This window comes from Paenibacillus taichungensis (genome assembly GCF_050994985.1).
Classification (GTDB): Bacteria; Bacillota; Bacilli; order Paenibacillales; family Paenibacillaceae; genus Paenibacillus; species Paenibacillus taichungensis.
This window is the reverse complement of record NZ_CP194720.1, coordinates 6,380,457-6,394,721: the sequence shown is the minus strand read 5'-3', so window position 1 is coordinate 6,394,721 and position 14,265 is coordinate 6,380,457. Positions and strand designations below refer to the sequence as shown.

The window sequence follows — 14,265 nt, the reverse complement described above, 5'->3', positions numbered from 1 at the left end:
TCCTTAAACCTTTTGGATACCGAAGTCGTTAGAGATGAACCAGCAGCATACTGCACTGGTTAGCGTATGCTTCGGTGGATGCTGCGCCGGGTGATGTCAGGCGCAGCAGGGTGTGCAGGCCCGGCGGGATGGTGGTCGCCGGGCTGCCAGAGGCGGCGGGTTGCCGTGCAGTGACTTGGGCCCATTCGGCCCAATCACGCGCAGTGCGCTGCCGCCCAGCGAGCAAAGCGAGCGTGCCCGCCAGTACCATGGCGGGCACTTCGTGCGTGAAGGGCTGCTGCGCGCCATGCGGCGTGCCGAACAGCGCATGCAGCCCTTCACGCACGCTCGCGGGAGCGCGCAGCAGCCCGCAGCGGGCCGCAGGCGGAAGCGCCGCGAGCAGCGCCGGCGCCTGGCCGGGCGGCAGGGCCTGCAGCAGGCGCAGCCATGCGGCCCAGGCGCCTACGCGCGCGAGCGCCAGCGCCGCGGCGTGCACGGCCTGCGGCGCTGGCAGGGCGCAGCGAGCCGGGGCGCCGCCGCGCAGCAGCGCCTCCGCTGCGCGGGCTGCGTCTGGCGCGGCCTCCTGCTGGCGGGCCTTACGCCGCGCTGGCGACGACGCTGCGACGCCTCGCGCTAAGCCCGCCGCAGCCCGGGTGCGGTGCTCGCCGGGCTGCTTGTGGCCGAGCGCCCACAGCGCTAGCGCCGCCTCCGGCCCGTGCTGCGCATGCGTTGCCCAGGGCTGCAAAGCCGCCCGGGCAGCGGCGTCCTCGCCGAGCTGGGCCAGCGCCAGCCCAGCGGCGAGGGGCTGCGCCCGCAGCGCGGCGGCCAGCGATGCCGCGTGGCGCGACAGCCATTCCGGCCGATGCGCATCCAGCGCGGCCGGGATCAGCGCCTGCCAGGCCGCAGGCGGCAGGCTTATCCGCTGGGCTGCGCTTGCGATGGCGTTCGGCCGCCCGCTAGCTGCGGCCAGCAGCAGCAGCCGCTGCCATGCTGACAAGCTGCCGGGCTGTAAGGCGAGCGCAGCGGTATAGGCCTTAGCTGCCTCCTGCCAGCAGCCCAGCCGTTCATGGGCCATGCCCTCCAGAGTCAGGCTGCGATACGTTCCGGCACCAGAAACAGACGTATATCGACTGGCTGTGGATGCTGCCGCTTTGGCCTGCTTCAGCCAGTCGAGCGCCGCAGCATCCCGTCCCTGATCGAGCTCCAACACAGCACCAAGCTCCAGCAAGTCAGGGAAGTCAGCATACACTGGCCTCCATTCCTCAACGATAGCGAGTGCTCTCTCTGGGCGGCTACGTTCCCGCCAGGCATAAGCCGTTTTGAGTACCAGATCCGAATGATATCCGCATTCCGGCGTAAGCTTTGCCAGCAAAGGCTGTAACAACTTGAGCGCTTCATCGTATCTCGCTTGCTGAAACCACTCGGCAGCCATCGCATATAACAGTTCCGGTTGATCCGGTGACTCTTGAAGAGCGGAGCGAATTAGCCGCATATTGCGCTCGGGTTTATTTTTGCCAACAATAACGTGCTCCAGATAGCCATAATGAATAATCTCAAGCCCGGAATCGACCACACCCCACGGAGCGAAGGACAGAATCGAAGATGCCACTTCTTCATGAATCATGCCTTGAAAAGCAATCCGGGGATCATTCCGAAATAAACGACACACCACATCCGTCACACGCTCTTCTCCAGACATTCCGAGCAAACTCGTCACCTGTATCCAGTATCCCCATACGTCGTCCTGACTTGAGGTCAGCAGCCGCTTCATCTCGGCCAGATTGTGCTCGGTCTGCATCCAGACTTCATCCGCATCCAGTACCAGAATCCAAGGATGAGTGGCAGCAGCAAGGGACAGGTTGCGGGCAGCACTAAAATCTCCGGTCCATGCTGCACTGATAACAACCGCACCATAACGACGGGCAATGTGGATCGTCTCATCCGTTGATCCCGTATCCACAACGATGATCTCATCCACAACATCCTGAATAGCATCCAAGCATCGCTGAAGCGACCGGGCCTCATCCTTCACGATCATGCACAGGCTGATTCCTGTCTGCATGTTCATCCTCCCTCCTTCCTATTCGGGGTTCTGCTCTCTTTCATTCAATCTTCAAAACTCAAAACCATCCGGCCCCGGTAAATCCAACCTAATCTGTTGAACCACAGGCCAACAGCGATCTCGCTGTCCTTCTGTCCCTTGAGCATATGCCTCCAAATGATGATCGGCAGCACTGACAAGCCCTTTCACCAGCCAGCTCGTTCCGACACGTGAATCGGAGGCTCCGAAAAAGGGTTCTCCCGCTTCCTGCCGGGCTCCTTCCACCAATGGATACACTCCTTCTGCCAACTGCCCCTGACCAAGCTGGACCAGCGTATGCAGCACATCCCATTTCCCGGATTGCACACATCCTTCCATCATCAGTCCAAGTGCCTGCCAGCCATTATATGCTGTTCCAGCAGCCACGTTTGAGTCTTCATTTTGGGCAACGGCTTGTGAATTACTGATTCGTTCTGCCTGTTGATATCGCTCCGACTCCGTATCCGGTTGCGAATGACGGTACAGCCAAGAAGTCAGTTGATCTTTCCCCTCGATCGGTCTACCTTCAATCCAGTCTAGTCGCTCTATCCAATGGGTAGCTGATACAGAAAGCTCTCCTTTTTTTCGCCGTACCGTGTCCAGCTTAAGGCGTGCCTTGTTCCATTTCCCCTGTTGAATCTGAAGCAAAGCCTCAGCCATGGATAACCTCCCCCTCATCTCCGCTGAAAGGTCTGAAGATATGTCTGGCAACAACTGCACAGCTGTATCATAGCAACGACACTGCTCCAGAATGCCCAATACTTTCTGAATTGCCTCTTCTGAAGTCATTGCAAATCGCTCCCTAATCAGCTCCACCAAGTGTTGCTCTTGACCCGAAACCCGCATGATCCGAAAAATCCGGTACAACGGCGGCAGCAGGCTCGATTTGGCACGAACTGCTTCCACATAAGCATCCACTGCGCCTTCAAGGTCCGCCCGCCCCTCCAGCAGCCTCCCCAGGGTATACCAGGTCTGATAGGTTCCGATGCCTTCTTCTGTATGAAATATGGGGGGCGGCGGTCCCATACGAACTGCTTCACGCAGCGATAGCTCTGCCTTTACGGTTTCGCCCAACGCCTCCTCACATACTCCGCGATGATGCAGCAGGTCCGTGTATTCTGGGAAGAGTTCAAGAGCAGCATGGATGTGATCCAATGCTTCCTGCCAGCGACTCAAATGCTGGAAACAGCGAATCTCATATTTGAACAACAGATGTGCATAACTTGTCAGGGTGGGGTCAATTCCCGCTTTTGCTACCCCAAACGTCTTCAGCGCCTGTTCCGTTTCCCCCATCCGTAAATACTCAACACCCAGGTTATAGTGATGGAACGGCTGATCTGGCTCTTCCTCCACCGCCTGTTGAAGCAAACGCAAATTCCGGTTCACCTTATCTTTGCGCTCCACAATGGCCGTCTGATACCCGTAATGGTGGATGATCATGTCTGTCACGTGAAAAGCAGCCTGTGGATTTTTCCGACAAATTGCCACCGCGATCTGCTCATGAATCCGACCCTCGAACCGATGCTCCGGCTCGTTCCTAAAGAGGCGCAATACCGGATTTACCGTCACCCCTTGCTGACCCGAACCTGTATAGTTATGGATATTTAAAAACAATCCGTCACATCCGCTGGCTACCGTCCAGCTTCTGATCTGCTCCCGTGCAGTCTTATCCAGCGCCTCGTCCGCATCGAGAAAAAGAATCCATTCGCCCGAAGCCTTCTCCAGCCCAGCATTTCGTGCCGCGGCAAAATCATCGCTCCACTTAAACGGCACAACCACTGCCCCATATTCCCTGGCAATGGCTGCACTTCGGTCCGACGAACCGGTATCCACAACAATGATCTCGTCCACCGCCCCGCGGACACTTTCGAGACAATGAGGCAATAGTTCTTCTTCATCCTTCACGATCATGCATAATGAAATGTGTTTGGTCGGCAAGCTGGTTCCTCCTCTCCTTCGCATGGAACACCGTACGCCAAGGAATGCCTTCGGCGGTTCGTAGCTGCGTTTCCAGCACAGTCTGTTGTGCCATAAGTACTTTGTCAGCGGGAGAACGAGTTTGTTCGTGTCTGATAACCCCTAGCGCCTGCCGCATATAACAGACAGCAGCTCCAGCCCTCGCCTGCCGCTGTTCTGAGTCCTTCTCCAATGCCTGCTGGAAAAGAATCAATGCCTGATCATAATGCCCTTTAGCATACACGGCTTCCCCAAGGTAAAAGAGGCTTGCCGCATCCAAATCGCCTTGTGACATACATTGAATCAGCAGCTCTGCGGCTGCCATGGTGTATCCCTGGCGGTAAAGAACAGCGGCCAGCCAACGGCTATGAACACCATTTCCGTCGTGTTCAGGGTTAATTACAGCCATCTTCTCGTACAGGTTCCTGGCAAACGCCAGTTGTCCCATCTGTACTGCCCGAATCAATATGTTCTTACTCAGCTCCGTTGCAGCCTGAAGCGTCTGGTGAACTATTTCCCCATCTCTGTCATCCTCGGCATGCACCCGTTTTCCCGTATCCAGCAGGCCATTCAGCAACCTCCAGCCTTCCCTCTCCTGAGGTTCTGCTGCTGCCATAAATGATTCGGATACAGACAATTCATTTGCCCAAAAGGTCAATGCCAAGTCTAGTCGTTGCTCAGGTTGGAGGTTTACGCCCGCACGTTGCTCGTCACTCCACTGTTTCTGCACGAACTGCAACGCATCTGATACCCTGTTGTCACATAACATCCAATACAGGTACTCTTCATGTTTTATATGCGTATTTCGGGCATCACCATGTAGCAAGTCTAATGCTTGCCCATACGCTCCGCTGGAAGCAAGTGCATACACCACATATGCCTGACCATCATCGTATGTGACTCCGCTCAGATCTGGATCCTCTTTCTTTGAATGCTCTTTCCAGCGTGCGCATAGTGTCTCTGTTATGCTTTCATCCGTCTCTCCGGATTGCTGCAATACATCGGCTAACCCTGTCCATGCAGGAGCATACGTGATCTCACTCCCCAGAGCCAGGCTGTACAGATGAGCAGACTCCTGCAGAAAGCCTCTTTTCTGTGCAAGCCTTCCCATGGCTGTATAGGCCTTGTAGCTATCGCTACCTATATCCGTTACGTAATGTCTTTCCAATCGGGCTGGCTCTCTGTGAACATCATCAGAGGACTTGCCCTCACGTAATTCATCGCTTCCCGGTTTATCTGTTTGCTCGATTGCTTGCTGATGTATGCCTCGAATCTCTGCCTTGTTATTGTCCTTGAGATCAGCTCCATTGAAGCCCTCCCGGCAATCTGTTGCTCTTGCATAGGACTTGTAGGCCCTCTCCTCTAGACCCTGTTGCTCCAAAATCTCTCCATATATCAGATGCAGGTCGGCATAACCCGCATAACGCTGTCTTTCTACCGCCAATAATCCATGAGCCTCGTCATAACGCCCCATTGCCAGAAGAACCTTGGCATAGTCCCGAACCAGGGTGGAGCGATACGGAGCGTGCAGCGGTGTATGAAGAAAGGATTCAGTAAAGGCTCCTGCTGCCTGTTCGATATCCCCTAACTGGCAGTATGTCACCCCCACATTATAGAGGTGAAAAGGTTGCCCCGGACGATCAGCTAATTCCTGCTGCAAAAGCTTTAGATTACGCAAAGGTTTATGTCCTTGAGCAATCGTGGACGGCAAATAACCATCATGTACCAAACGCAGTGGAGCCAAGGGTTCATGCTCAGCGATCCCATCTTCCTCACGGGTAGAGGAGTCGCTTATTTCCAGAGCGCCTTCTTCTTGTTTTCCATCATCCTTTGCTCCTCCACGAACCAATTGCTCATGTATACGCCCCGCATACCGATATCCTTGGTTGGCGCGAAAAAGACGCACAGGTTGGAAGATCACACGCTCTCCCGCTCCCTCGCCAATTCGGTTCTCTATCGTAATCCGCAGTCTCGAAACGCTCTTATGGACCTTCGGTAGATAATCCAAAAGCTCTTCCAATCCCTGTATGACATACTCATCCGCGTCCAGACACAGAATCCATTCTGTGCTCGCGAGAGGCAAACTTATATTTCTGGCATGTGCAAAATCATCTTCCCAACGGGCGTGAAGCACCGTTGCTCCATAATGTCTGGCGATCTCCGGTGTACGATCTGTTGACCCGGTATCTGTAATGAAGCATTCGCTGCCCATCGGCTTGAAGCTGTCGAGACAGCGGGCCAGATGATGTTCTTCATTTTGCACAATCATATGAATTCCGAGTAACCTGTTCTGCATATGCAGCCACCTCCAATGCAAAAAAAGTACATGAAGCCCACCAAAGGGACTCCATGTACCTATATGACAACCAACCAGGTTATGTGCCTTGTCCATTGAAGAACACATCAATCGTGCTGGGTGCTCCCAGTAGACTGGAGCGGTAGGAAAGACGTGTATATTTGAGAAAACGCTGCGGCACCAGAACATCCACCGAGCCTGGCAAAATCCCGGTCACCGTGTCCACATCATCGTACCAGTTGGTACCGTTAGCACTGATTTCAACGCGGGCATCAACCCGGTTAAGCCCCGGACCCCTGTTATATACAAAGAAAGAATAAGTGCCGAACACACTCGTCGTGACCGCCGGAAGCGGTGTAAACGTGTTTGCCGTCGGCGTACTAAGAAGCTGTGATTCCTGAAAGCTCTTTTGCGAAATGGACGTCACGCTGCTGAGTGTACCCGCTGTAATGGTGGCTCCCAATACGCTGGTAATGGTACCATTTAACAAGTTCGTCAATGTTCCGGCTGTAATGGTGGCACCCAGTACACTGGTAATCGTACCGTTCAGCAAATTCGTTAACGTTCCGGCTGTCACGGTAGCTCCCAATACGCTGGTGATGGTACCATTTAACAAGTTCGTCAGTGTTCCTGCGGTAATCGTAGCTCCAAGGACACTGGTGATTGTACCCGCAGTGATTGTTGCTCCAAGCACACTGGTGATCGTTCCTGCGGTGATCGTCGCTCCGAGGACACTCGTGATTGTACCGTTTAGCAAGTTCGTCAGCGTTCCCGCCGTCACTGTGGCTCCAAGCACGCTGGTGATTGTTCCGGCTGTAATTGTCGCCCCAAGTACACTCGTGATTGTACCGTTCAGCAAGTTTGTCAGCGTCCCCGCTGTCACCGTGGCTCCAAGCACGCTGGTGATCGTTCCTGCTGTAATTGTCGCTCCGAGGACACTCGTGATTGTACCGTTTAGCAAGTTGGTTAGTGTTCCCGCTGTCACTGTGGCTCCAAGCACGCTGGTGATCGTTCCTGCTGTAATCGTCGCTCCGAGGACACTCGTGATTGTACCATTCAACAAGTTGGTCAACGTTCCTGCGGTGATTGTAGCTCCAAGCACGCTGGTGATGGTACCATTGAGCAGGTTTGTTAATGTCCCCGCAGTAACGGTTGCCCCGAGCACACTTGTGATCGTTCCGGCAGTAATGGTAGCTCCCAGAACACTGGTGATCGTACCATTCAGCAGGTTTGTTAATGTTCCGGCTGTGATGGTTGCGCCAAGCACGCTGTTAATGGTACCCGCCGTGATCGTTGCTCCGAGGACGCTGGTAATCGTTCCGTTCAGAATATTTGTGATGGTTCCGGCATTAATGGTAACGGTAGTGAGACCTGATATATTACTAATCGTACCATCCAAAATAATTCCGAGTACGTTCCCGCTTGTATCGGTGTGAACCGGCTGGGCAGCACCTGTACTATCATGACCAAAAATCAAAGTCCTGAGATTATCCGGATTCGTATTAAACGTTGTAAAGTTAGGCATATGCCTCGTCCTCCTCCCTGGTCAAATCGGTTGTATTCCACGTTCTTACGGCATACGCTGCGCCTGAAAATATACATCGAGCCGGGTTGGCTGATCCGGTTCAACCGATTGGATAACCAGCCGGGTATAACGCAGAAATCGCAGCGGCACCAGCGCTTTGGTTTGACCTCCGGCAATCACTTCCTGGCTGTCCACAGCATAGTCTCTGGCATTAGGGCTGATCTGGATCTGCACAAGAGCCGGATGTTCGCCCCGATTTACAATGCCATATGTGTACATGCTGAGCGATGAGGTGTCTTGAGCCGGAAGAGAATTCATACTACCGTTTGTCTCGGCTCCGACATACGTATGCTCTGTAAAACAGTGAGTAGCACCAGGGAGTGTCGTACGTGAGGAACTACCCTGCTTGAACCGGGGACGAGTAATCCGGGAACAAGGAGGTTTCAGCAATTTAGCGCGGCAGGAACGACGGGATTGGCGGCGGCTGACATATTTAGTTGTTTGGTTCGTTTTCTTCTTGCTACGCTTCGCTGTTCGACTCATATCGATTTCCCCTTAAAAAATGTGCTTCCGCATCGTATGCCTGCATGTAAAATACGGGCACGGCATGCGCCGTTATTTGAGGATTTACTATGCATATCCCAAACCCTTCCCTTGTTTCCCACATACACTGCAAGTACAACCTCTTCACGGCTCTCTTTCAAACTTTCATAGAAACAGTTCATTCCAAAAATTTCGCTTTGATTACTTATTCAAGCAGATTGGAGGTGGATTATATGACCAATTCCAATGTATTTAATCAATCCAACGGCCCCTTATATACTCAACTGACTAATACATTCTCTGCCCCCGGCATTGAGTCCACTCCAGAGGGCGGTGCGGCAGCCGCAGGCAGTTCATTTGCACTGACTACCAATAATGTCAGTGTAGGTGCTGGACTAAATCTGTTGCTGCAGGTCGTTAATGCAGCGGGCAGTGGGCGTACCTTGTACGTCTCTAGGATCAGCGGAGGTACAACCGCAGCTGCTACACTCATTGTCTATTCCGGCGGAACCATTACAGGTGGAACCACACCTGCGCCAGTCAATACATTGTTGGGCAATACCAATACGAGTGTGATGACAACAAGGCAAAATACCGGCACATTAACGGGAACATTAACAAGCTTGTTAAGCATTCCTCTTACAGCGGGCATGTATATGTTAAACCTGAACGGTTCTATCATCGTCCCTCCAGGGCAGACACTATCCATCAGTGCGGGAACGGGTTCCCAAACCGCCTCCATTAATCTTTCCTGGTGGGAATTCTGACATATCATTTAGAAAAGGAGTGTGCACAATGCCGAATGATCACGTGTTCAACCCGCTAAACCGTCCCGTTTATACGTCCATTACGAATACGTTTACTTCTCCCGGCATTGTGGCTCCACCTGAGAATAATGCAGGTAGTACTGGCAATCTGTACAATGCAGGCTCAACCAACTCCACAACACTAGGATTGCTGGGGGGCAGTGTTATTGCTACTGTCCAACTGACCAACCCAGTCGGGAGCGGTAAAAATGTATATATATCACGGCTTTCCGGTGGAATCACGGTCGCGCTCAACTTGCTTTCTTCCTTCAGTGGTACCATGACTCTGTCTGCAAATGGAACATTGACATCACCGAGCACACTCACACCGGTAAACAATAATTTATCAAGCAGTAATACGAGCATTGCAACGGTACGATTCTCCGCTGCCGCTCCCACGGGTACCACAACCTTATTGGCTATGCCCTTGCAGGTAGGGCCCTTTCTATCCAACGAGTTAGGACGTTACGTGGTTCCTCCCGGTCAGTCCATTAACCTGTCGGTGAGCGGATCCCTGTCTGTTGGTGGGCTGATGGCCTCCACTTCCTATTTCTCTTGGTGGGAAGCATGATGTACTGCCCTATTAAATAGAAATAGCCGCTTACGGATAAGTAACCGTAGCGGCTGTTCATCGTTCGATCTTCTTTTTACCGTAACAATGGCAATTATGGCTGTCTGACTGAATTCTGTCCAAGTTCTCCAGTCGACTCTACCGGAAGCGCTTGTTTCCCCACCCATAAGATTCGTTGCAGCAGCATGCCGGCCAAACCAATGGCCAGTGTCGCCATGCCGATATATTGAAATGTGGGACTGGGTCCTACACTTCGAATCAAGGCGCCGCCAGCAAGTGGAGCAACGACCAGCACGACACTGGAAAGTGAGTTTTGAATACCGAATACACGGCCTACATAGGCAGGCGGAGTTTCTTTTTGCAGCAAGTAATTCAACGTCACCATGAACAGACCATTGCCCACTCCGATGCATAAGCCCCAGATGATGATCCAGAACTCGGAAGTTTGAGAACTGACCCATCCAAGCGCAGCAATTCCCGCACCAATCAGCAAATATCCTCCACCCAGCCCCCAGCCATACCCAATTCGCGGAAGCCGATTCAACAGGAGAATGATCACAACCGCACCTGCCCCAGCGGATGATCCCAGCCAGCCAATCAGGGCTTCGTTGCCAGGCTTGATCTCCCGAAACAGCGTCGTAAACTGGTAATCGATCATGAGGATCGCCAATAATCCAAAGCAACCAAACAGCATCGTACTCAGAAGGATGCGGCTGCTCTGAATAAAACGCCAACCTTTCTGCCATTGGCTGAATAATGATTCCGTGGTCTCCCCCGTTTCCAAAGGACTCCCGTCCGATGAAGACGATTCTGGATTCTCTGTTAGACGCCGTAAAGGCCATAATACGGCTCCGGACAACAGACGTGTACAAGCATTGATTAAAATACAAACTTGCGGTGAAAATACGGCCACAATGACTGCACCCAGCAGCGGTCCCGCTACTTTGGAGCATTGGTTCACAAAACCGTTCAATGACGATGCCTGGAACAAATGCTCCTCTGCTACTACTTGGCGGGTGAGTGCCTGCTGCGCAGGAACATGGAATACTCCCATTAGCGCTCGTAAAGCAAGAAGCGGTAGCAGCCAAGCCGCACTTGGTGCGAACAGAATTGCAACCGTTAATACAACGGTGATCACATCACATATCATCATGATTTTCACCTTGTGCAAACGATCAGCGAGTGCACCTGCCACTGAGCCAAGTACGATACCCGGAACAGCCATACATACCGGAATAAGGGCAATGATCAGCGGATCAGCACCCCAACGATAAGCGACCATGATCTGGATGGCGAGCGCGTCAAACCAATCTCCAAAGGTCGCTAGCGAATACGCAATAAACATCCGCATGAAGCGGAAGTTGGTCCATAGGCTTTTGGAACCGCTATTGGACGAAATAGATGATGGATTGGGTTCATTTGAAACGACGGTCATACGTTATACTTCCTCCCCTGATTACAGCCTTGTTGCTGGCTTGTATGTTCCTGGCTGTAATCATAAGGGAGTTATATCAGAGGAAGATCAGAGGATGGAGCAAACGGGGATAAAAATGTGCGGATTTCATCCACAATTTGCTGTCCATAAACAGGTACGCCGTAACTTTTGGAGATATCCGCATGAATTTGAAGGTATTTAGTGCGAAGACGCCCCTCTATCCGGTGATGTGCCATGAACAACAATATCTGGTATGCCGAATTGAGATATAGCGGTGCATTCAATGTCATTTTCAATACGTCCAGACCATCGTCCATTCTCGGCTCTGCCTCTCGGATTCTCCCTTGTCTAAGCAGCCATAGGCCCTCCATTACTTGAAAACGTCCGATTTCCCGCAAGTATGGCGCATCTTTTAACCCGAAACGCAAAGAAGCCATTTGATCTTCTACCGCTTCGCCGCTGCCACCCCACAGTTCCACATACAACGCTGAGAGCTTAACCGGAAGTCTGAAATGGACCAGTTCATCTTGCTCCATCACATGATACGTTTCAATAAGTCGAGCTTTGGCCTGCTCATACTGGCCCACCTCTGCGTAGACTTCAACAATGTTCAGAATGCGAAGTTCACGAAGCTGTTCGGCAGACAAAGCGGATGAATTCAGAGCCTTTTCGTACAATAGCAGACTCTCCGATGGTTCAATCAGGGTATGTGTAAAAATGAGCAGCCAATACAAACGTTCCTCGAAGGGAATTTCCGTTGTTGTAATCAGCCATTCCAGATCTCCCTGAATAAAGTGGATATACAACTGATAAAATGGATCAATCTCAATGCCCAGCGCTTCTTGCTGATCCAGCAGCGTGAGCATCGACTTGCCCTGCCCATACAGATGATATTTGCGGAACAATCCATGAATCACTTCTCGCATCTCCTGATCTTGGGCGGAAGGGTTAGAGGGCAATATCGCCATATTCGATCGGATGTTAAGCCGGTAACCATAACCACGCACGGTCTCCAGTGCAATTTCTTCCCAACGTTTCAGTTTCTTGCGCAGTCGATACACATGGTCGTCCACGGTGCGTTCAACCGGATATTCCAAGGGCCATACCCGGTCCAGCAGTTGGCTGCGAGTAAAGGCTTTTTCCTTGTTCTCATACAAAAAATGCAGCAGCGCAAATTCCTTCGCCAGCAGGCGAATGGAATCGGTACGCCGGGTTACGCTGTATGTTCCTTCATCGAATTGTAACGACATGCTTGGCCCTCCTATGTATGCTTACTAATTGTGGTCCTTATTCTGTTCAACATACCACAAAAACCCTTTGCGAGAACGCAAAAGGTTTTGTAATGTGATGTACTGGCTCTCTTCAGTGATTGCAAGGTGCTCCTTGGATTTAACCTAGCACCACGCGATCATCGGCCATTTTTTTACCACTGATACGTTCAAACTCACCCAATAACTCAGGTACGGTCAGCGTGCGTTTACGTTCTTCACTAACGTCCAAAATAATTAGGCCTTTGTCCATCATTATTAGACGATTGCCCAAACGTATGGCCTGCTCCATATTATGTGTAACCATCAACGTTGTAAGTCTCATCTCACGTACAAGCGTCTCTGTCAGCTCTGTGATCAGCTCCGCACGAGAAGGATCAAGTGCAGCCGTATGCTCGTCCAGCAGCAAAATTTGCGGCTGGGTGAATGTGGCCATCAGCAGGCTGAGCGCCTGACGCTCACCGCCGGATAGAAGGCCCACTTTGGCATTGGGACGTTTGTCGAGCCCGATACCAAGCTTCTCCAACTGGGCGTTGAAAATCTCCCGTCTGGCACGGGTAACTCCAAAGCCCAGTCCCCGGCCCTTGCCGCGTTTGTACGCCATCGCCATATTCTCCTCAATGGACATATGCGGTGCTGTACCCGCCATCGGGTCCTGAAACACACGGCCAATCCAGCTGCTACGCTTATGCTCGGGCAGGCTCTTGATGGAACGGTCATTAATCAGCACATCGCCCATATCGGGCTTCATGACGCCTGAAATAATGTTCATCAACGTTGATTTCCCTGCGCCGTTACTGCCAATCACCGTCACAAAGTCTCCCGGATTCATGGTCAGATTTACACCAACTAGTGCGGTCTTCTCGTCCGTCGTTCCCGGATTAAACAGTTTGGTCACTTGTGTAATCTCAAGCATAATCACATGCCTCCCTTCGCCTGTTGACTCGACGAGCCCATAAGCTCTTCGGTTCGTTTGCGAGCCAGACTTTTCTGCTTCATGGAGCGCTGCATGGTTGGGAAAACAAGTGCGATAATAACGATCACCGCGGTGATTAGCTTCAGATCGGATGTGTCGAACCATTCGACCTGGAGTGCGATCGCGACCACAATCCGGTAAATAATTGAACCGACAACTGCCGCAAGAGTGGCCCAGAATACGGTTCTTGCACCCAGAATCGCTTCCCCGATAATAACGGAGGCCAGTCCAATAACGATCATTCCAATTCCCATCGTAATGTCTGCAAAACCAGATTGCTGTGCAATAAATGCTCCAGACAGCGCAACAAGTCCGTTGGACAGACTGACACCAACAATGGTGGTCACATCCGTATTCGCACCGAAGCTGCGAATCATGCGTTTGTTGTCACCTGTGGCGCGCAGTGCCAGTCCGATATCTGTTTTCATAAACAGATCCAGCATGATTTTGAATACCAGCACCACCACGATTATGATGATCATGACATGCTCACCCGAAAAAGGGTTGTCCATGCCCATAATGGATTTGTTTGGTGCGCCGAGAATACGCATATTAATCGAATACAAGGCAATCATCATCAGAATACCGGATAACAGCCCGTTAATTTTGCCTTTGGTATGCAGCAGACCTGTACAAGCGCCAGCCACCATTCCTCCAGCCATTGCTGCCAAGCAAGCGAGCCAAGGAGAGAAGTCGTTGGATATCATGACCGCCGCGATTGCGCCTCCAGTTGTAAAACTTCCGTCTACGGTGAGATCGGGGAAGTCCAGTATGCGGAATGTAATATATACACCCAATGCCATCAGTGCATACAACAATCCAAGCTCGAT

At 52.1% G+C, this 14,265-nt stretch carries 11 protein-coding genes; 2 read left to right on the top strand and 9 right to left on the bottom strand.

Annotation, left to right across the window (positions count from 1 at the left end):
* Window positions 1-28: 28 nt before the first annotated feature.
* From ACR1R9_RS28890 to ACR1R9_RS28870, 5 genes are all read right to left on the bottom strand, one after another.
* Entirely contained in the window at window positions 29-2,041 is a 2,013-nt protein-coding gene (locus tag ACR1R9_RS28890; protein ID WP_433948847.1) for a glycosyltransferase, read from the bottom strand.
* 51 nt (window positions 2,042-2,092) lie between these two features.
* Window positions 2,093-3,997: a tetratricopeptide repeat-containing glycosyltransferase family 2 protein gene (locus ACR1R9_RS28885; RefSeq protein ID WP_433922134.1), complete on the bottom strand. Its 1,905-nt coding sequence runs from the start codon at window positions 3,995-3,997 to the stop codon at window positions 2,093-2,095.
* Window positions 3,954-6,311, bottom strand: coding sequence for a glycosyltransferase (locus ACR1R9_RS28880; RefSeq protein ID WP_433948848.1), 2,358 nt, complete (start codon window positions 6,309-6,311; stop codon window positions 3,954-3,956). Before ACR1R9_RS28880 ends, ACR1R9_RS28885 begins: the two co-directional genes overlap by 44 nt.
* A gap of 79 nt (window positions 6,312-6,390) precedes the next feature.
* Window positions 6,391-7,836: a DUF6385 domain-containing protein gene (locus ACR1R9_RS28875; protein ID WP_256716708.1), complete on the bottom strand. Its 1,446-nt coding sequence runs from the start codon at window positions 7,834-7,836 to the stop codon at window positions 6,391-6,393.
* Between the two features lie 45 nt (window positions 7,837-7,881).
* Window positions 7,882-8,379 (bottom strand): DUF6385 domain-containing protein, encoded by a 498-nt coding sequence (locus ACR1R9_RS28870; RefSeq protein WP_076287408.1) that lies wholly within the window; start codon window positions 8,377-8,379, stop codon window positions 7,882-7,884.
* A 233-nt stretch (window positions 8,380-8,612) separates the two neighbouring features.
* On the opposite strand from ACR1R9_RS28870, the gene ACR1R9_RS28865 reads away from it, so the two are divergent.
* Window positions 8,613-9,146, top strand: coding sequence for a hypothetical protein (locus tag ACR1R9_RS28865; RefSeq protein WP_090952228.1), 534 nt, complete (start codon window positions 8,613-8,615; stop codon window positions 9,144-9,146).
* Window positions 9,147-9,174: 28 nt separating this feature from the next.
* The gene (locus ACR1R9_RS28860; protein WP_076287406.1) at window positions 9,175-9,756 is read left to right on the top strand and encodes a hypothetical protein; all 582 of its coding nucleotides are present in this window, start codon (window positions 9,175-9,177) and stop codon (window positions 9,754-9,756) included.
* A 94-nt stretch (window positions 9,757-9,850) separates the two neighbouring features.
* Here the strand turns inward: ACR1R9_RS28860 and ACR1R9_RS28855 are convergent, their stop codons facing one another.
* The 4 genes from ACR1R9_RS28855 to ACR1R9_RS28840 form a co-directional block, all read right to left on the bottom strand.
* Window positions 9,851-11,191, bottom strand: a complete 1,341-nt coding sequence (locus ACR1R9_RS28855; RefSeq protein ID WP_433922137.1) for an MFS transporter — start codon at window positions 11,189-11,191, stop codon at window positions 9,851-9,853.
* Between the two features lie 71 nt (window positions 11,192-11,262).
* Window positions 11,263-12,441, bottom strand: a complete 1,179-nt coding sequence (locus tag ACR1R9_RS28850; protein WP_433922138.1) for a winged helix-turn-helix domain-containing protein — start codon at window positions 12,439-12,441, stop codon at window positions 11,263-11,265.
* A gap of 139 nt (window positions 12,442-12,580) precedes the next feature.
* Entirely contained in the window at window positions 12,581-13,375 is a 795-nt protein-coding gene (locus ACR1R9_RS28845) for an ABC transporter ATP-binding protein (protein WP_433922139.1), read from the bottom strand.
* Between the two features lie 2 nt (window positions 13,376-13,377).
* Window positions 13,378-14,238 carry an ABC transporter permease gene (locus ACR1R9_RS28840; protein WP_064642035.1) on the bottom strand — a complete coding sequence of 287 codons (861 nt, stop codon included), beginning with the start codon at window positions 14,236-14,238 and terminating at the stop codon, window positions 13,378-13,380.
* Window positions 14,239-14,265: the final 27 nt, after the last annotated feature.

Excerpts from the sequence above, each read along its gene's own strand:
- ACR1R9_RS28890 (WP_433948847.1), bottom strand. The coding sequence starts at position 2,041 with ATGCAGACAGGAATCAGCCTGTGCATGATCGTGAAGGATGAGGCCCGG.
- ACR1R9_RS28880 (WP_433948848.1), bottom strand. The coding sequence starts at position 6,311 with ATGCAGAACAGGTTACTCGGAATTCATATGATTGTGCAAAATGAAGAA.
- ACR1R9_RS28875 (WP_256716708.1), bottom strand. The coding sequence starts at position 7,836 with ATGCCTAACTTTACAACGTTTAATACGAATCCGGATAATCTCAGGACT.
- ACR1R9_RS28870 (WP_076287408.1), bottom strand. The coding sequence starts at position 8,379 with ATGAGTCGAACAGCGAAGCGTAGCAAGAAGAAAACGAACCAAACAACT.
- ACR1R9_RS28865 (WP_090952228.1), top strand. The coding sequence starts at position 8,613 with ATGACCAATTCCAATGTATTTAATCAATCCAACGGCCCCTTATATACT.
- ACR1R9_RS28860 (WP_076287406.1), top strand. The coding sequence starts at position 9,175 with ATGCCGAATGATCACGTGTTCAACCCGCTAAACCGTCCCGTTTATACG.
- ACR1R9_RS28855 (WP_433922137.1), bottom strand. The coding sequence starts at position 11,191 with ATGACCGTCGTTTCAAATGAACCCAATCCATCATCTATTTCGTCCAAT.
- ACR1R9_RS28850 (WP_433922138.1), bottom strand. The coding sequence starts at position 12,441 with ATGTCGTTACAATTCGATGAAGGAACATACAGCGTAACCCGGCGTACC.
- ACR1R9_RS28845 (WP_433922139.1), bottom strand. The coding sequence starts at position 13,375 with ATGCTTGAGATTACACAAGTGACCAAACTGTTTAATCCGGGAACGACG.
- ACR1R9_RS28840 (WP_064642035.1), bottom strand. The coding sequence starts at position 14,238 with ATGGCATTGGGTGTATATATTACATTCCGCATACTGGACTTCCCCGAT.